We start from the raw sequence: 19,181 nt of genomic DNA, 5'->3' as shown, positions 1-19,181 counted from the left end.
CCGCCGCCAAACAATGACGTTTGAGAGACGATCGGGGCATCCGCGCATTTATGACTGATGTTTCCCCAGGAAAGCCATCAGCCGATGAACCGCATCAATGACGGTTGCACCTTGGTGCGCGAATGCTATTCAACAAAGCAAATAAGGTGCAACCAGTTTTTGGGAATAAGTTGCACTTGGTATGTGATTTCTTTTAAATCCGGTTTTTTGCTCCTTTTCGGAGCAAGAACCTTTGGCAACTACTGTAAAAAGCACCAAGCAGGAACGAGGCTCCCTTACCAGAATTTATTTCCTGACAAGCTGCCGATTATTCCGATAAAAAAGGGTTGCACCCGGTTGCACCTCTTTCGGCGCACGGCTAATCTTGCCGCCAGCTGATGCCACGCAGTCGTGGCAAACATGAGGATAAAAATATGGCTACCACCACCCTTGGGGTCAAACTCGATGACCCGACCCGCGAGCGCCTCAAAGCGGCCGCGACCTCGATTGATCGCACGCCGCATTGGCTGATCAAACAGGCAATTTTCAATTACCTGGAAAAACTCGAGGGTGGTGCAACCCTGACCGAGCTGAGCGGCTCGACCCGCTCCGAAGCCGAAGAAGGTGCCGAGGTCCACGTCGATCACGCCCATCAGTGCTTCCTCGAATTCGCTGAAAGCATCCTCCCGCAATCGGTACTGCGCGCCTCGATCACTGCCGCCTACCGTCGTCCGGAGCCGGAAGTAGTGCCGATGCTACTGGAGCAGGCGCGCCTGCCAGCTGCGATGTGCGACGCCACCAACAAGCTCGCCGCCTCGATTGCCGAAAAACTGCGCAATCAGAAGAATGCCGGCGGCCGTGCAGGCATTGTTCAGGGCCTACTGCAGGAATTTTCCCTGTCGTCCCAGGAGGGCGTGGCGCTGATGTGCCTGGCCGAAGCGCTGCTGCGCATCCCGGACAAAGGCACTCGCGATGCACTGATCCGCGACAAGATCAGCACCGGCAACTGGCAGCCGCACTTGGGCAATAGCCCGTCGCTGTTCGTCAACGCTGCCACCTGGGGCCTGTTGCTGACCGGCAAACTGGTCGCCACCCACAACGAAGCAGGCCTGACCTCGTCCCTGAGCCGGATCATCGGCAAAAGCGGCGAGCCGATGATCCGCAAGGGCGTCGACATGGCCATGCGCCTGATGGGCGAGCAGTTCGTTACCGGCGAAACCATCGCCGAAGCCCTGGCCAACGCCAGCAAATTCGAAGCCAAAGGCTTCCGCTATTCCTACGACATGCTCGGTGAAGCCGCACTGACCGAACATGACGCGCAGAAATACCTCGCGTCCTACGAGCAAGCCATCCACTCGATCGGCAAGGCGTCCCACGGTCGTGGCATTTATGAAGGCCCGGGCATCTCGATCAAGCTCTCGGCCCTGCACCCGCGTTACAGCCGTGCCCAGTACGAGCGCGTGATGGACGAGCTGTACCCGCGCCTGCTGTCACTGACCTTGCTGGCCAAGCAGTACGACATCGGCCTGAACATCGACGCCGAAGAGGCCGACCGCCTCGAGCTGTCGCTGGACTTGCTCGAGCGCCTGTGCTTCGAGCCGCAATTGACCGGCTGGAACGGCATCGGCTTCGTGATCCAGGCCTACCAGAAGCGTTGCCCGTACGTGATCGACTACGTGATCGACCTGGCTCGCCGCAGCCGTCATCGCCTGATGATTCGCCTGGTGAAGGGCGCCTACTGGGACAGCGAAATCAAGCGCGCCCAGGTCGAAGGCCTGGAAGGCTATCCGGTCTACACCCGCAAGGTGTACACCGATGTTTCCTACATCGCCTGCGCCCGCAAACTGCTCTCGGTGCCGGAAGTCATCTACCCGCAGTTCGCCACGCACAACGCCCACACCCTGTCGGCGATTTATCACATTGCCGGTCAGAACTATTACCCCGGCCAGTACGAGTTCCAGTGCCTGCACGGCATGGGCGAACCGCTGTACGAACAGGTTGTAGGCAAGGTTTCCGAAGGCAAGCTGAACCGTCCGTGCCGCGTGTACGCACCAGTCGGCACTCACGAAACACTGTTGGCGTATCTGGTACGGCGCCTGCTGGAAAACGGCGCGAACACTTCGTTCGTCAACCGTATCGCCGACCAGTCGATCTCGATTCAGGAGCTGGTAGCCGATCCGGTGAGCAGTATCGAGCAGATGGCGACGCTGGAAGGCGGCTTCGGTCTGCCGCACCCGCGTATCCCGCTGCCGCGTGACCTCTATGGCAGCGAGCGCGCCAACTCCAGCGGCATCGACCTGGCCAACGAACATCGCCTGGCATCGCTGTCCTGCGCCCTGTTAGCCACCGCCCACAACAACTGGAAAGCCGCGCCGATGCTGGGCTGCGCCGCCAGCGCCGAAACACCGGCACCGGTGTTGAATCCGTCGGACCTGCGTGACGTGGTCGGTCATGTGCAAGAAGCCACCGTCACCGACGTCGACAACGCCATCCAGTGTGCATTGAACGCTGCACCGATCTGGCAGGCCACCCCGCCCGCCGAGCGCGCCGCGATCCTCGAACGTGCCGCCGATTTGATGGAAAGCGAGATTCAGCCGCTGATGGGCCTGCTGGCTCGTGAAGCCGGCAAGACCTTCGCCAACGCCATCGCCGAAGTGCGTGAAGCCGTGGACTTCCTGCGTTACTACGCGGTGCAGGCACGCAACGATTTCACCAACGACGCCCACCGCCCATTGGGTCCGGTGGTGTGCATCAGCCCGTGGAACTTCCCGCTGGCCATTTTCAGCGGTCAAGTCGCCGCCGCACTGGCCGCCGGCAACCCGGTACTTGCCAAGCCTGCCGAACAAACGCCGCTGGTCGCCGCTCAAGCCGTACGGATACTGCTCGAAGCCGGGATTCCCGAAGGCGTGCTGCAACTGCTGCCGGGCCGTGGCGAAACCGTCGGTGCCCGCCTGGTCGGAGACGATCGGGTCAAAGGCGTGATGTTCACGGGTTCCACCGAAGTTGCGCGCTTGCTGCAACGCAACGTCGCCGGTCGTCTGGATGCCCAGGGCCGTCCGATTCCGCTGATCGCCGAAACCGGCGGCCAGAACGCGATGATCGTCGACTCTTCGGCACTGACCGAACAAGTGGTCATTGACGTGGTGTCCTCAGCCTTCGACAGCGCCGGCCAGCGCTGCTCGGCCCTGCGCGTGCTGTGCTTGCAGGAAGATTCCGCCGACCGCGTGATCGAAATGCTCAAAGGTGCCATGGCTGAATGCCGCCTCGGCAATCCTGAGCGCCTGTCCGTGGACATCGGCCCGGTGATCGACGCCGAAGCCAAGGCGGGCATCGAGAAACACATCCAGGCCATGCGTGACAAAGGTCGCAACGTCTATCAAGTCGCCATCGCCGACATGGAAGAATGCAAGCGCGGCACCTTCGTCATGCCAACTCTTATCGAGCTGGAAAGCTTCGACGAGTTGCAGCGGGAGATTTTCGGCCCGGTGCTGCACGTGGTGCGCTACAAGCGCAAAGACATCGATCAACTGATCGGGCAGATCAACGCTTCCGGCTACGGCCTGACATTGGGTGTGCACACGCGTATCGACGAGACCATCGCCAAGGTGATCGACAACGTCCACGCCGGTAACGTCTACGTCAACCGCAACATCGTCGGTGCAGTGGTCGGCGTGCAACCGTTTGGTGGCGAAGGCCTGTCGGGGACCGGCCCGAAAGCCGGTGGTCCGTTGTACTTGTACCGCTTGCTGTCGACTCGCCCTACCGACGCGATCGAACAGTCTTTCGCTCGCGGCGATGCCCTGAGCGCGCCGGATGTGCGTCTGCGTGACGCCATGAGCAAACCGCTGAGCGCCCTGAAAACCTGGGCCGACAGCCACAAGCTGACCGAGCTGAGCGCGTTGTGCGTGCAATTCGCGACACAATCGCAAAGCGGCATCACCCGTACGCTGAGCGGCCCGACGGGCGAGCGCAACAGCTACGCCATCCTGCCGCGTGAACACGTGCTGTGCCTGGCAGACGTCGAAAGCGATCTGTTGAGCCAACTGGCTGCGGTACTGGCCGTGGGTGGCTCGGCGGTGTTGCCGGAAGGTGAGCTGAGCAAAGCGCTGTTGGCTCGTCTGCCGAAAGAAGTGCAAGCACGCATCAAGCCGGTAGCCGACTGGAACAAGGACGAAGTGGTGTTTGATGCGGTTCTGCATCACGGCCACTCCGACCAGTTGCGTGCGGTCTGCCAGCAGGTGGCCAAGCGTGCCGGCGCGATCGTTGGGGTCCATGGCCTGTCGCAGGGCGAAACCAACATTGCGCTGGAACGCCTGGTGATCGAGCGTGCATTGAGCGTCAACACCGCTGCAGCGGGCGGTAATGCCAGCTTGATGACGATCGGCTGACATTCCACTGATCGTTCCCACGCAGGAGCGTGGGAACGATCATTCGCGGGCAAGCTCGCTCCCACTGAGTTCTGCGTCAGGCTTCTTGCTTGTTCTGCCCTTCTATCACCGTCATCAATCTTCCTGTTCAGCCCGCCCTCCTCGCGCCTAGACTCGGTCCATTCCAATCAAGGTAGGCCGCCATGTCCGAGACGTTGCTCAGTTCCCGCAATCTGGCTTTCGAGCTGTATGAGGTCCTCGATGCCGAGGGCCTGACCCAGCGCGAGCGTTTCGCCGAGCACAACCGCGAGACCTTCGACGCCGCCATTGGTACGGCGCGCAGCCTTGCCGAGAAATTCTTTGCCCCGCACAACCGTAAGGGCGACGAGAACGAACCGCGCTACAAAGACGGCAAGGCGATCCTGATTCCGGAAGTGAAACCTGCGGTGGATGCGTTCCTGGAAGCGGGTTTTCTCAACGCCGCACGCAGTTTCGAAGCCGGCGGCATGCAGTTGCCGACCTTGCTCTCGCAAGCCTGCTTTGCGCACTTCCAGTCCGCCAACGCCGCGACGACGTCCTACCCGTTTCTGACCATGGGCGCGGCCAATCTGATTGAAAGCTTTGGCACCGACGAACAGAAGCAGCGCTTCCTGCAACCGATGATCGACGGCCGCTTCTTCGGCACCATGGCCCTGACCGAACCTCACGCCGGCTCCTCGCTGTCGGACATCCGCACCCGCGCCGAACCGGACGCCGATGGCACGTATCGACTCAAGGGCAACAAGATCTTCATCTCCGGCGGCGACCACCCGCTGTCGGAAAACATCGTGCACATGGTGCTGGCCAAACTGCCGGATGCACCGGCGGGCGTGAAAGGCATTTCGCTGTTTATCGTGCCTAAATTCCTGGTCAACGATGACGGCAGCCTGGGCCAGCGCAACGACGTGCTGCTGGCCGGGCTGTTCCACAAGATGGGCTGGCGCGGCACCACGTCTACCGCACTGAATTTCGGCGATAACGGCGAGTGCGTCGGCTACCTGGTAGGCAAGCCGCACCAAGGCCTGAGCTGCATGTTCCAGATGATGAATGAAGCTCGAATCGGCGTCGGCATGGGCGCAGTGATGCTCGGTTACGCCGGTTACCTGTACTCGCTGGAATACGCCCGCGAGCGCCCGCAAGGTCGCCTGCCAGACAGCAAGGACCCGAATACTGCGCCGGTGCCGATCATCCAGCACGCCGATGTCAAACGCATGCTGCTGACCCAAAAGGCTTACGTCGAAGGCGCCTTCGACCTCGGTTTGTATGCCGCGCGACTGGTCGACGACACCACCACGCTGGCGACCGAAGCCGAGCGCAAACAGGCCCACGAACTGCTCGATTTGCTGACGCCGATCGTCAAGTCCTGGCCATCGGAGTTCTGCCTGAAGGCCAACGAACTGGCGATCCAGATCCTCGGTGGCCACGGCTACACCCGCGAATACCCGGTGGAACAGTATTACCGCGACAACCGCCTGAACCCAATTCATGAAGGCACCCACGGCATTCAATCGCTGGACCTGCTGGGCCGCAAGCTGGCGCAGAACGGCGGTGCCGGGCTCAAGCAATTGATCCGCTTGATCGCCGATACCGCTGAGCGAGCGCAAGCGTTTGAAGCGCTCACTCCATTGCGTCAACCACTGGATGCGTTGGTGGCACGCTTGCAAACCGTCACCATCGGCCTGCTCACCGATCTGGCCCAAGGCAAGGTCAACAGCAGCCTGGCGAACTCGGCGCTATACCTCAAGGCGTTCGGCCACACAGTCATCGGCTGGCGCTGGTTGGAACAGGCGATCCGCGCTGAAGAAGGGTTGGCCAAAGGTAACGCGGCGGACGTCAGCTTCTATAAAGGCAAGCTGCAAGCGGCGCGCTACTTCCTGACCTGGGAAGTGCCGGGTTGCCACCATGAACTGGCGATTCTCGAGGCGCGGGATGATACGTGTCTGAACATGCAGGATGAGTGGTTCTGACGCCCCCCACTGATCGTTCCCACGCAGAGCGTGGGAACGATCATTATCATCAAACCAGCTTGAACCCACCCATCTGCCGCGCCAGGTCATCGGCCAATCGCTGCAAGGTCTGACAATCCTCCCGACACGCCCTCACCTCACCCGCCGTGGCCCGTGCCAGATCAGAAATCCCCTGTACGTTGCGGTTGATTTCTTCGGTCACCGCCGACTGCTCTTCGGTAGCTGTCGCTACCTGATGGTTCATGTCGCTGATGCGCTCAACCTGCCCGGTAATCGCGGTCAACGACGCTCCGGTGCGCTGGCTCGACTCGACGCCGGTACCGGTTGCCGCTTGCCCGGAGTGCATCGATGACACCGCGTTTTCCGCGCCCTGCTTGAGGCTGCCGATCATCTGCTGGATTTCATCGGTGGACGACTGCGTACGGCGCGCCAGCGTCCGCACTTCATCAGCCACCACTGCAAAGCCCCGGCCCATGTCTCCGGCCCGCGCCGCTTCAATCGCCGCGTTCAGCGCCAGTAAATTGGTCTGCTCGGAGATCCCGCGAATCACCGCCAGCACCTGATCGATAGACGCGACCTGAGTCGCCAACTCGCTCACGGCGCTGGCAGCGATGCCGATTTCGTCGGACATGCTTTCGATATGCCGGATCGAGCCACCGACCACTTCACGCGCCTGCAAGGCTTCATCGCGAGCGGTCTGCGAGGCGACCGCCGCGTTGCCGGCGTTCTGCGCGATTTCCTGTACGGTGAGGCCCATCTCGTGCACGGCGGTGGCGACCATATCGGTCATTTCCTGCTGTCGACCGGAACGCTCGGCGGTGTTCTCCACCACTCGCGCAACCTGCCCGACGGCGGTGCGCAAACGCTCGCTGGTGGCCAGCACTTCGCCGATCATGTTGCGTTGATTTTCAAGGAACCGGTTGAAGCCCCGAGCCAGGTCCCCCAGCTCATCGGCGCGACTGGAATCTAACCTGTGGGTCAAATCGCCACCACCGCTACCAATCGCTACCAGTGCCGCTGTTACTTGCCGGATCGGCCGAACCAGGCCGCGAGCCAGCAACACCACCAATGACAGGCACACCAGCGCAACGCCCAAACCGATGGCGCTGGTCAGCCACATCGCGTGTCGGGCCTCGGCGTAAATTTGCGATTGCGGCACTTCGGCCACCAGGGTCCAGCCCAGATCGCGCAATGGCAGGCTCAGGGCCAGATAGTCTTCGCCATCGCGCACAAAACCGCTGCTGATCGGGCCTTGATGGCCCATCACCGCTTGCGCCGCCGAGCTACCGATCTGCTCGGCCAACTGGCGTTTGTTGCTGAGCCCGGCCTCGGGATGAACCTGGATCAACCCGTCGGAACGCACCAGATAGACCTTCCCGCGCTCGCCGAAGCTGAAGTTGTGAATCAGCTCCGAGAGCTCCTTCATGCTTAGGCCCAGCCCGGCAACGCCCACGACTTTACCGCCCTGCGAGACCTTGAGGTCGATGAACAAGGCCAATTCGCCGGTCGCCGTATCATTGTCGATATTGAGAGTGCGCGGCTGGTTGCCGTCGAGGAAGGCGTAGAACCAGGCGTCTGCGGGATTGGATCGACTGAGGGTCCGATCAAGCCCTTTTTCGGTGAAGTAGTGGCCCGACGCAGTGCCTGCGATCAGCGCGGTAAAGGCTTTGTGCTCGGCGCGGATGCCTTCCAGATAGCTGACGAAGCCGTTGGCCCGGTCAGCGTTTTCACCTTCGGCCAACCACTCGCGCACCATGCTATTGCTGGCGATGTCCTTGGCCGCGGTGAGCGGCTGGACCAGAATCCGTTCGATGTCGTTGCGCATCGCTTCGATGCTCGACGGCAGCGCTTGCTCGACCAGATAGCGCTGGGCAAGGCGGTTGACCACCAGGGTATAAATGCCGACCACGATCAGAATACTGACCAGCAGGGCGGTGCCCATACTCAGGATCAACTGCCATTGAATACTGCGTCGCCAGAACTGCATGAAGCACCCCCAAAGAGTAAGAGGCGAAACTACTGCAACAGCCGTGCCGATTGTATACAACTCAGTCGACAATCTACTCTTTGGTTGTGCGCAAGCTGATCAGGCCTGATTGATCGTCTTCGAAATCACTTCAACCGTGGCGCTGACTTGCTCTTGGTAACGGTCGAGTTCCCGCTGATGACGTTTCTGCATGTCGAGCTGCTGCGAGCACAGGTTCATTGCCGTCAGCACCAGCAGTTTGTCCCCGATCAGGGTCGGGTATTTCTTTTTGGTCTCAGCCAGCACCGCTTTCAACATTAATGCGGCGTCCAGCAGGGTCTGCTCTTCCCCGGCCGGCGCCTTGATCGAATAGTCTTCCCCGAGAATCGAAACGACTTTTATCCCGTCGGCACCGTGTCTCATGCGTTCACAGGACCTGCGCTCACGCGCTCAACCAGCGCTTGAATGCGCGCGACAGTGGCGCCCTGCTTCTCTTCCTGTTCCATCAGGCTCAGTTGCAGGCTTTCGTTTTCATCCTTGGCCTGGGCCAGTTCTGCGCTCAGTGTTGCGTTCGTGCCCAGCAGTTCCTGGTTCTGTTGCACCAGGTCGCTGACCAGTTGTTCCAATTGGCTTAGGGATGCTTCCAACATTTTGATTTTCCGAGCATTTTCAAAGGGCGCGTACGATAAAGAAAAGTCACCACTGGCGCCAGGGTTATTCAGGCGCAAAGCCTTGATTTGCCTGGCGGCGACCTTGCTTGCGAGTTTTAAAGACTGCGATTGTCCGCTCTGGTTCCTGACAGCTCGTCAGTACGACCGATCTGCGGCAAAAGCGCACAGCGCGCTCAAGACTTTAGTCGTATGACCGATAAGTCATACATACCTCGTCTCAGACTCGTGCCAATGCGCGCTTTACGGTGAACACCATGTCCCTTCGCAATATGAATATCGCCCCCAGGGCGTTCGCAGGTTTCACCCTGATTGGCACACTGATGTTGATTCTGGGTGTGTTCGCCTTGAACCAGATGAGCAAGATCCGCAGCGCCGGCGAAGACATCGTTCAGAACAGTGTGCCGAGTATCAAGGCCCTGGACGAGTTCACTCAAGTCGGCCTGCGCCAGCGCACTCTGGCCTATCGCCTGCTGGTCAACCGCGAACCGGATATCCAGCAAAAAACCCTGGAGTTGCTCGACACCCGCAGCCAGCAGATCCGTACGGCGCAGACCGCCTATGAAAAACTGATCAGCAGCCCTCAGGAACGCGCGGCCTACGACCAGTACGGGCAGTTGCTGGGTCAATACCGCCAGATTGAAGACCGGATGAAGACGCTGTCGCGTAATAACCAGATCGAGGAACTGCGCACGCTTCTGAACACCGAATTGCTGACCACCTCCGATGCGATTAACACCGTGCTGAACCGCCTGGTGGAGATCAACAACGCTCAAGCCGAAGACTTCAACCAGAAAGCCGCCGACCAATACTCCTCCGCCTTCAATCTGGTGGTGACCCTGCTGGTGATCGCCACGGGTTTGACCCTTCTGTTTGCCTGGCTGCTGACCAACAGCATCACCCAGCCCATCGCCAAGGCACTGAGCGCCGCCGAAGAAATCGCCGAGGGCAATCTGACCCGGCCGATCGTTGTCGACGGCACCGACGAAGCCGGCCGCCTGTTGCAGGCCATGCTGAAGATGCAGGAGAAACTGCGCGACACCTTGCAACGGATCTCGGGTTCGGCGACTCAGCTGGCCTCCGCTGCCGAAGAACTGAACAGCGTCACCGACGAAAGTGCCCGCGGCCTGACTCAGCAGAACAACGAAATCGAGCAAGCCGCGACGGCAGTCAATGAAATGACCAGCGCCGTGGAAGAAGTTGCGCGCAACGCGGTGAGCACCTCCGAAGCCTCGAAAAACGCCACCACCTCTGCCGGTGACGGCCGTGACCTGGTGCAGGAAACCGTCAGCGCTATCGAACGCATGAGCGCCGATGTACAGAGCACTGCCACCCTGATCGGCGATCTGGCCAACGAGTCGCGCGACATCGGCAAGGTGCTGGACGTGATTCGCGGCCTGGCTGACCAGACCAACCTGCTGGCACTGAACGCTGCCATCGAGGCTGCGCGTGCCGGTGAAGCCGGTCGTGGTTTTGCGGTGGTGGCCGACGAAGTTCGCGCGCTGGCGCATCGCACGCAGCAATCGACCAGCGAAATCGAACGCATGATCGGCAGCATCCAGAGCGGCACCGAACACGCCGTTGATTCGATGCGCAACAGCACTGAACGCGCTGAATCGACCCTGAACATCGCCCGTGGTGCCGGCCTGTCGCTGGACACCATCAACAGCGCCATCGTCGAAATCAACGAGCGCAACCTGGTGATCGCCAGCGCCGCCGAAGAACAGGCCCAGGTGGCCCGCGAAGTCGACCGCAACCTGGTGAATATCCGCGACCTGTCGGTGCAATCGGCCACCGGTGCCAACCAGACCAGCGCCGCCAGCAACGAGCTGTCGCGTTTGGCGCTGGACCTGAACAATATGGTTGGGCGATTCAGCCTTTAATTACGCTTAGCCTGTTGATCGTTCCCACGCGGGAGCGTGGGAACGATCAGTGCGTCGCGTACCTTGCGGTCAAAAGCTTTTTGACAGCATCACATTTCAACAGGTTAGAATCACTGGCACGCAGACTGCATGGTCAGTTTGCGCCCGCCTTTAGCTTTCTGGAGTACTGCCATTGAATGCGACGACCATCAACAGCCTGTTCTTGATCGGCGCGTTGCTGGTAGGTGCGAGCATTCTGGTGAGCTCACTTTCGTCCCGCCTCGGGATCCCGATTCTGGTGATCATCCTGGCCGTGGGCATGGCTGCCGGCGTCGACGGCGGCGGCATCATCTTCGATAACTACCCCACCGCCTATCTGGTCGGCAACCTCGCGTTGGCCGTGATCCTGCTCGACGGCGGATTGCGCACCCGGGTCGCGAGTTTCCGCGTGGCATTATGGCCGGCGCTGTCGCTGGCGACGGTCGGGGTGCTGATCACTACCGGGCTGACCGGCATGGCCGCGGCCTGGCTGTTCAACCTGAACCTGATCCAGGGTCTGCTGATCGGCGCTATCGTCGGCTCCACCGACGCCGCGGCAGTGTTCTCGCTGCTGGGCGGCAAAGGCCTCAACGAACGGGTGACCGCCAGCCTGGAAATCGAATCCGGCAGCAACGACCCGATGGCGGTGTTTCTCACCGTCACCCTGATCGACATGCTCGCCAGCGGCCAGACCGGCCTGCACTGGAGCCTGCTCACTCACCTGTTTCGTGAGTTCGGCATCGGCGCCATCGTCGGTCTGGGCGGTGGCTGGTTGATGCTGCAAATGGTCAATCGAATCCACCTGGCCGCCGGCCTGTACCCGATTCTGGTGATCGCTGGCGGTCTGGTGGTGTTCGCCCTGACCAACGCCTTGCACGGCAGCGGCTTTCTCGCCGTGTACCTGTGCGGCCTGGTGATCGGCAACCGTCCGGTGCGCAGCCGCCACGGCATTCTGCACATGCTTGACGGCATGGCCTGGCTCGCGCAAATCGGCATGTTCCTGGTGCTGGGGCTGCTGGTGACACCCCACGACTTGCTGCCCATTGCCCTGCCCGCCCTTGGTCTGGCGCTGTGGATGATTCTGTTTGCGCGCCCACTGTCGGTGTTGGTCGGCCTGCTGCCGTTCAAGGCTTTCCATGGCCGCGAGAAGGCCTTTATCTCCTGGGTTGGCCTGCGCGGCGCGGTCCCGATCATTCTGGCGGTGTTCCCGTTGATGGCCGGTCTGCCGAACGCCCAGCTGTACTTCAACCTTGCGTTCTTCATCGTGCTGGTATCGCTGCTGGTGCAAGGCACCAGCCTGCCGTGGGTCGCCAAACTGCTGAAGGTGACCGTCCCGCCAGAACCCGCGCCGATCTCCCGGGCCGCCCTCGAAGTGCATGTCACCAGCGAGTGGGAGTTGTTCGTTTATCGCCTTGGCGCGGAAAAATGGTGCATCGGCGCCGCCCTTCGCGAGCTGAAAATGCCCGAAGGCACACGTATCGCGGCACTGTTTCGCCGTCAGCAACTGCTCCATCCGTCGGGTAGTACAGTGCTTGAAGTCGGCGATTTGCTCTGCGTTATCGGCCATGAACACAACCTTCCGGCGCTCGGAAAACTCTTCAGTCAGGCGCCGCAACGCGGCCTCGATTTGCGTTTCTTCGGTGACTTCGTTCTGGAAGGCGACGCCCAGCTGGGTGCGGTTTCAGCGCTGTACGGGCTGCAACTCGAAGGGGTCGATCCGGACATGCCGCTCGGTCGCTTCATTACCCAGAAAGTCGGTGGCGCTCCGGTGGTCGGTGACCAGGTGGAATGGAACAACACCATCTGGACGGTCGCGGTCATGGACGGGAACAAGATCGCCAAAGTGGGCGTCAGATTTCCCGAAGGAAGTCGCCCGGGCCCCGGGCTGTTCCTCTAAACTCCTTTTTTCGTTACGTTTTCGATCGGTCTCTATGCCAACTCTGCGCTCATTTTTTGCTATTGCCCTGCTCGGGCTCAGTCTCTCCGTCGGCTCCCTGCAAGCGGCCGAACCGCCGTCTGCCGAGACCGTGCAGAAGAGCCTGGACAAGATTGCCGAGCGCAAACTGCCCGAGGCCGATCAAAAAGCCCTGCAACTGGTGCTGCAACAGACGCTGACCCAGTTGTCCAACCGCGACGATTATGAAAAGCGCCTGGACAACCTCAAGCAGCAACTGAGCACGGCACCCAAGCAGAACATCGAAAACCAGCGCGAGCTGGAGCGCCTCAAGGCCAGCAAATCCGTACCGGTCGAGCAACGCTACGCCAACCTGTCGGTGCCACAGCTCGAGCAGATGCTGACTGAACGCAGCACCCAGCAAAGCGATCTGCAAAAAGCCCTGGCCGATGCCAACAGCCTGATCATCACCGCCCAGACCCGCCCCGAGCGCGCCCAGGCCGAGATCAGCGCCAGCCAGACACGCATCCTGCAAATCAACGGCATCCTCAAGCTGGGCAGAGACAACGGCAAAGCCCTGACGAATGAACAACGCGACACCCTCAATGCCGAGCTGGCCGCGTTGAATGCGCTGATCCCGCTGCGTCGTCAGGAACTGGCTGGCAACAGTCAACTGCAGGACCTGGGCAGCAGCCAACATGACTTGCTGCTGGAAAAAACCGCACGGATGGAGCGGGAGATCCAGGACCTGCAAACCCTGATCAACCAGAAGCGCCTGGCCCAGTCTCAACAGACGGTGACCCAGCAATCGATCGAAGCGCAAAAAGCCGGCGGCAGCAATCTGCTGGCCACGGAAAGCGCTGCCAACCTGAAGCTCTCCGACTACCTGCTCAAAAGCACCGACCGCCTCAACGAATTGACCCAGCAGAACCTGCAAACCAAGCAGCAACTCGACAGCGTGACCCAAAGCGACGCCGCGCTGGACGAGCAAATCAGCGTACTCAAGGGCAGCCTGCTGCTGTCCAAGATTCTCTATAAACAAAAGCAGGCCTTGCCACGGCTCACGCTTGATCGGAACCTGGCCAACGACATCGCCGACATTCGCCTGTACCAGTTCGAGGTCAATCAACAACGCGAACTGATCAGTACGCCCGGCGCCTATGTGGATAACTTGCTGGCGAGCCAGCCAGCCGATCAGGTCACCCCGCAACTGCGCAAAAACCTGCTGGATCTGGCCGTCACTCGTGCCGACCTGCTGGAGCGCCTGAGCCGCGAGCTGAGTGCGCTGCTCAATGAATCCATCACCCTGCAATTGAATCAGAAGCAATTGCTCACCACCGCCCAGGGCCTGCGCGCGACCCTCGACGAACAGATGTTCTGGATCCCCAGCAACAAGCCGCTGGATTTCGAATGGATGCGCGGCGTGCCGGACCGACTGGAGAAACAGGTCGTCACGCTGCCGTGGGCTTCGAGCCTGAGCGAGCTGGCCGACGGCCTGACCCAGCGACCACTGCTGTTTCTGCCGCTGGTGCTGCTGATCGGCTTCCTGGTCTGGCGGCGCAAATACCTCTATGCGCGACTGAACAAGGTGCACCAGGACATTGGGCACTTCAAACGCGACAGCCAATGGCACACGCCGCAGGCGATCCTGATCAACGTGCTGCTGGCGATGCCGGTGTCACTGGCCCTGGCCCTGTGCGGTTTCGCCTTGCAGATCGACGCCCGCGGACAAAACGCCAACCTCGGCGCCGCCCTGTTGCAAATTGCCCAGGCGTGGCTGGTGTTCTACACCGCGTACCGGGTCCTGGCACCGGGAGGCGTGGCGGAACTGCACTTTCGCTGGGAAAAACCTCAGGTGGAATTCCTGCGCGGCTGGATCCGTCGTCTGGGTCTGGTGGTGCTGGCGCTGGTGGCCGTGGTGGCGGTGGCCGAATTGCAACCGGCGGCCCTGACGGACGACGTAATCGGCATCGCCGTGGTGCTGACCTGCTACGCCTTGATGGCCTGGCTGCTCAGTCGCCTGCTGATCAACAGTCCGACCCATAACAGCGCCTCCCTGTTTCGCAAAGCTGTCGGCGTTCTATTCACTGTGCTGCCGATTGCCTTGTTTATCGCCGTGTGCTTTGGCTACTTCTACACCGCACTGAAACTCAGCGACCGGTTGATCAACACCCTGTACCTGCTGATGTTCTGGCTGATCATTGAAGCCACCTTTGTGCGCGGTCTGGCCGTCGCGGCGCGGCGCCTGGCCTACCAGCGCGCCCTGACCAAACGCCAGGCCGCCAAAGAAGCCGGCGACGGTGAAGCGGTCGTCGAAGAGCCGACACTGGACATCGAGAAAGTCAACGAACAGTCCCTGCGCCTGATCCGCCTGGCCTTGCTCGGCGGCTTCATCGCTGCGTTGTATTGGGTCTGGAAAGACCTGATCTCGGTGTTCTCGTACCTCGACAACATCACGTTGTACGAATACACCAGCGGCGTAGGCGCCAACATGAGCATGGTGCCGATCAGCATCGGCGACATGCTCGGTGCGCTGATCATCATCGGTATTACCGTAGCCCTGGCGCGAAACCTGCCAGGGTTGCTCGAGGTGCTGGTGCTGTCCAAGCTCGACCTGGCTCAGGGCAGCGCCTACGCCACGACCACCCTGCTGACCTATGTGATTGCCGGTGTGGGTTTCGTGTCCACCCTGTCGACCCTCGGCGTGAGCTGGGACAAATTGCAATGGCTGGTGGCCGCGCTCTCGGTCGGCCTGGGTTTCGGTATGCAGGAGATCTTCGCCAACTTCATCTCCGGGATCATGATCCTGTTCGAGCGCCCGGTGCGGATCGGCGACACGATCACCATCGGCAACCTGTCAGGCACGGTGAGCAAAATCCGCATCCGCGCCACCACCATCACCGACTTCGACCGCAAGGACATCATTGTCCCGAACAAGACGTTCATCACCGGGCAACTGATCAACTGGTCGCTGACCGACACCGTGACCCGGGTCACCCTCAAGCTGGGCGTCGGCTACGATTCGGATCTGGAGCTGGTACGCACCCTGCTGCTCAGAGCGGCCATGGAAAACCCGCGTGTACTGAAGGACCCTGCGCCCTCGGTGTACTTCCTGAACTTTGGTGAAAGCACCCTGGATCACGAGCTGCGTATCCATGTGCGCGACCTCGGCGACCGTAACCCGGCACTCGATGAAATCAACCGGTTCATCAACAGCGAATTCAAGAAGCACAACATCAACATCGCTTTCCGTCAGGTGGATATCCACCTGAAAAACCTGACAGGCCAGGAACAGCTGTTGCTGACCAGCGATGCGGTCAAACCCGCCACGTCTCCCGACAAAGGCAAGACCCCACCCGAGCCACCGTCGGTGCATCTCGACTGACTGGACGCCATGCGCCATTCCCCAGCAGAATGCTCGGACATTCTGCTGGAGATGGCCGTTGAAAGCCCTCGACGAACTGACCTTCGACAACCGCTTCGCCCGCCTGGGCGACGCGCTCTCAACTCATGTACTGCCTGAGCCCATCGGCGAACCACGACTGGTGGTTGCCAGCCCTGCGGCCATGGCCCTGCTCGACCTCGACCCGAGCGTTGCCGAAACGCCGGTGTTCGCCGAACTGTTCGGCGGCCACAAGCTGTGGGCAGCAGCCGAGCCGCGGGCGATGGTCTATTCCGGGCACCAGTTCGGTTCCTACAACCCGCAATTGGGCGATGGTCGCGGGCTGCTGCTGGGCGAGGTCTACAACGAGGCCGGCGAACACTGGGACTTGCACCTCAAGGGTGCCGGGCAAACGCCGTACTCACGCATGGGCGATGGCCGTGCGGTACTGCGCTCGTCGATTCGTGAGTTTCTGGCGTCTGAAGCGTTGCACGCACTGGGCATCCCGACCACCCGCGCCCTATGCGTTATCGGTTCGAACACCCCGGTCTGGCGTGAGAAACAGGAACGCGCGGCCATGGTCCTGCGCCTGGCAGCGAGCCATGTGCGCTTCGGACATTTCGAATACTTCTACTACACCAAACGGCCCGAACAACAGAAAGCTCTCGGCGAGCACGTGTTGGCGATGCATTTCCCCGAGTGCCTGGAACAGCCGGAACCGTACCTGGCAATGTTCCGCGAAGTCGTCGAGCGCAACGCCGGGCTGATCGCCAAATGGCAGGCCTATGGCTTCTGCCACGGGGTGATGAACACCGACAACATGTCGATCCTCGGCGTCACGTTCGACTTCGGTCCGTTTGCCTTCCTCGACGACTTTGACGCCAACTTCATCTGCAACCATTCCGATGATCAGGGTCGCTACTCGTTCAGCAATCAAGTGCCCATCGGCCAATGGAACCTCAGCGCACTGGCCCAGGCCCTGACACCGTTCATCAGCGTCGAAGCCCTGCGCGAAACCCTCGGCCTGTACTTCCCGCTGTATCTGGCTCATTACCTGGACCTGATGCGCCGTCGCCTCGGCTTGACCACTGGCGAAGAAGACGACCAGCAACTGGTCGAAAACCTGCTGCAACTGATGCAAAACAGCAGCGTCGACTACAGCCTGTTTTTCCGCCGTTTGGGCGATCAAGCCGCCGAGCTTGCCGTCGCCCGCTTGCGCGACGACTTCGTCGACATCAAGGGCTTCGATACCTGGGCCGAGCGCTACTGCGCACGCGTCGCCCGCGACGGCAACAGCGATCAAGCACAGCGCCGCGCCCGCATGCACGCGGTCAATCCGCTCTACATCCTGCGCAACTACCTGGCGCAGAAAGCCATCGACGCAGCAGAAAGCGGTGACTACGCAGAGGTTCGCCGCCTGCATGCGGTCCTGAGCAAGCCGTTCGAAGAACAGCCTGGCATGGACAGCTACGCCGAGCGCCCGCCTGAGTGGGGCAAGCATCTGGAGATCAGCTGTTCGTCTTGAGGGCGGTCAGATGAAGGTTTCTACCGACACGTTAAAGCGCTCGGCCAACCAGCGGATCTGCCGCAGGTTGAGCTGGCGCTTGCCACTCAGGATTTCCGATACCACCGATTGTGCGCCCACACCCGGCAGGTCGCTTTGACTCAAGCCGTGTTCGCGCATCATGTAACGCAGCACATCAACACCACTGGCCACAGGCATTGGCCGGTGTTGCTGGTCGTAGGCCTCGATCCAGTCACTGAAAATGTCCACCAGACTCATGAGCGGACTTGATTCATCTTCGCCGATCAAGTCCAGCAACTCATCGAGCGCCTTTACCAGCACATCGTAATCAGCCTCGTTTTTCGGTTTGCGCAGCAGCGGCGACACAAAGTGCCAGGGCCGCTCTGAAGCAAGCAGTCATATGGCCATGATGCGCAAGAACTTGCGCAGCATGCCTGTGGATAACTCGCCTTCGATCAGGCTTGCAGCATCGCCTGTATGGCTTTCAAGGCACTGTGCAAGTTGTTGCGCTGTGGTGCGCAAGAAGTTGCGCACTTTTCTTGACAAAACAGCGATATTTGTCAGATAAAAATAATAAGTTATTGATTTTTATACATTAAATTTAAGTGGCATGGACCTTGATAACGATCAGAGACTCATCGGGAGCGTTGTCTCCCAAGTACTTTGATTTATCACGCAAGGAAAAGCGCTCATGCAAAACCCCACCTATCTCTCTATTTCGGGGACCACGCAGGGCTTCATCAGTGAAGGGGCTTCCACTGAACAATCGGTCATCGGTGGCTGGCAGAAAGATCATGAAGACAAAATCCTGGTCTGGGACGTCAGCCATAACATCTATATCCCCCACGACCCAAGTTCCGGAAGGGCTGGAGGTCAGAGCACCCACAAACCGCTGGTGATCACCAAGGCATTCGACAAATCTTCACCCCTGCTTTTTTCTGCCCTGACACGGGCCGAGAAAATGTCCGAATGGCACCTTGAGCTTTACCGCGACGATGCTGAAAACGGCGGTGCCCTGGAGCTCTTCTACACAATCACGTTGGAGGGAGCCGTCATCGTCGATATTCAATCGCGCATGCCACTGCGCCTCGACTCAAACAATGAGCCACTGACCCACCGAGAAGAAGTTTCCTTCAGCTACCGAAAAATCACTTGGGAGCATATAGCCTCCAACACCTCCGGCTCTTACGACTGGAGCGATAAGAAGACAGGTTGAATCCCCCCACGGCTTGCATTATCCCATCGCTCAGCAGTGCTGACCGATGGGCGTTTAGCCAACAGCCGACTTACCTGATCTCTTCCCAGCAAATTGCTTCAACCCCCTAAGTGCGCAACTTCTTGCGCACATTAGCGACTTTTCCTAAAGTGAAACAGGTTAAACCCTACGCAGACAACGCATATCTAATTGATTTATATACGAAATGTACTACATGGCACATGAACGAGCCCCATGAAAGACAGGACACCGTTTCCCCCTTACGATAAGGGATAGG

General features: G+C 60.2%; 11 protein-coding genes and 2 pseudogenes. 8 read left to right on the top strand and 5 right to left on the bottom strand.

Annotation, left to right across the window (positions count from 1 at the left end; genetic code table 11):
- Nucleotides 1-413 precede the first annotated feature (413 nt).
- Entirely contained in the window at nucleotides 414-4,367 is a 3,954-nt protein-coding gene (putA, locus tag FPT12_RS18970) for a trifunctional transcriptional regulator/proline dehydrogenase/L-glutamate gamma-semialdehyde dehydrogenase (protein ID WP_145018469.1), read from the top strand.
- Nucleotides 4,368-4,549: 182 nt separating this feature from the next.
- On the top strand, nucleotides 4,550-6,352 hold the full coding sequence (locus tag FPT12_RS18965; protein ID WP_145018466.1) for an acyl-CoA dehydrogenase: 1,803 nt from the start codon (nucleotides 4,550-4,552) through the stop codon (nucleotides 6,350-6,352).
- 49 nt (nucleotides 6,353-6,401) lie between these two features.
- Here the strand turns inward: FPT12_RS18965 and FPT12_RS28390 are convergent, their stop codons facing one another.
- The 4 genes and pseudogenes from FPT12_RS28390 to FPT12_RS18950 all read right to left on the bottom strand — a co-directional run bounded on the left by FPT12_RS28390 (nucleotide 6,402) and on the right by FPT12_RS18950 (nucleotide 8,968).
- The gene (locus tag FPT12_RS28390; RefSeq protein ID WP_371922593.1) at nucleotides 6,402-7,133 is read right to left on the bottom strand and encodes a methyl-accepting chemotaxis protein; all 732 of its coding nucleotides are present in this window, start codon (nucleotides 7,131-7,133) and stop codon (nucleotides 6,402-6,404) included.
- A 135-nt stretch (nucleotides 7,134-7,268) separates the two neighbouring features.
- Nucleotides 7,269-8,294: pseudogene (locus FPT12_RS28385) on the bottom strand (cache domain-containing protein); the annotation flags it as partial.
- 144 nt (nucleotides 8,295-8,438) lie between these two features.
- Nucleotides 8,439-8,741, bottom strand: coding sequence for a cell division protein ZapA (locus FPT12_RS18955; protein ID WP_145018461.1), 303 nt, complete (start codon nucleotides 8,739-8,741; stop codon nucleotides 8,439-8,441).
- Complete coding sequence (locus FPT12_RS18950; RefSeq protein ID WP_019691434.1) at nucleotides 8,738-8,968, bottom strand: hypothetical protein; 231 nt, start codon at nucleotides 8,966-8,968, stop codon at nucleotides 8,738-8,740. Before FPT12_RS18950 ends, FPT12_RS18955 begins: the two co-directional genes overlap by 4 nt.
- Nucleotides 8,969-9,243: 275 nt before the next feature.
- Between FPT12_RS18950 and FPT12_RS28380 the strand changes: the two are divergent.
- The 5 genes and pseudogenes from FPT12_RS28380 to selO form a co-directional block, all read left to right on the top strand.
- Nucleotides 9,244-9,966: pseudogene (locus FPT12_RS28380) on the top strand (MCP four helix bundle domain-containing protein); the annotation flags it as partial.
- A gap of 30 nt (nucleotides 9,967-9,996) precedes the next feature.
- Entirely contained in the window at nucleotides 9,997-10,869 is an 873-nt protein-coding gene (locus FPT12_RS28375; protein ID WP_371917727.1) for a methyl-accepting chemotaxis protein, read from the top strand.
- Nucleotides 10,870-11,041: 172 nt separating this feature from the next.
- Complete coding sequence (locus FPT12_RS18940) at nucleotides 11,042-12,784, top strand: potassium/proton antiporter (RefSeq protein WP_145018455.1); 1,743 nt, start codon at nucleotides 11,042-11,044, stop codon at nucleotides 12,782-12,784.
- A gap of 34 nt (nucleotides 12,785-12,818) precedes the next feature.
- Nucleotides 12,819-16,166, top strand: coding sequence for a mechanosensitive channel MscK (mscK, locus tag FPT12_RS18935; RefSeq protein ID WP_145018452.1), 3,348 nt, complete (start codon nucleotides 12,819-12,821; stop codon nucleotides 16,164-16,166).
- Nucleotides 16,167-16,224: 58 nt separating this feature from the next.
- Entirely contained in the window at nucleotides 16,225-17,688 is a 1,464-nt protein-coding gene (gene selO / locus FPT12_RS18930; RefSeq protein ID WP_145018449.1) for a protein adenylyltransferase SelO, read from the top strand.
- A 6-nt stretch (nucleotides 17,689-17,694) separates the two neighbouring features.
- On the opposite strand, the gene FPT12_RS18925 is transcribed toward selO, so the two are convergent.
- A complete protein-coding gene (locus tag FPT12_RS18925; RefSeq protein WP_145018446.1) occupies nucleotides 17,695-18,084 on the bottom strand; it encodes a type II toxin-antitoxin system HigA family antitoxin in 390 nt (129 codons plus the stop codon).
- Between the two features lie 295 nt (nucleotides 18,085-18,379).
- On the opposite strand from FPT12_RS18925, the gene FPT12_RS18920 reads away from it, so the two are divergent.
- Nucleotides 18,380-18,904 (top strand): Hcp family type VI secretion system effector, encoded by a 525-nt coding sequence (locus tag FPT12_RS18920; protein ID WP_145018443.1) that lies wholly within the window; start codon nucleotides 18,380-18,382, stop codon nucleotides 18,902-18,904.
- Nucleotides 18,905-19,181: the final 277 nt, after the last annotated feature.

The organism is Pseudomonas sp. H3(2019) (assembly GCF_007713465.1).
Lineage (GTDB): Bacteria > Pseudomonadota > Gammaproteobacteria > Pseudomonadales > Pseudomonadaceae > Aquipseudomonas.
The sequence above is the reverse complement of the archived record's forward strand: the minus strand, read 5'-3'. Positions and strand labels throughout refer to the sequence as shown.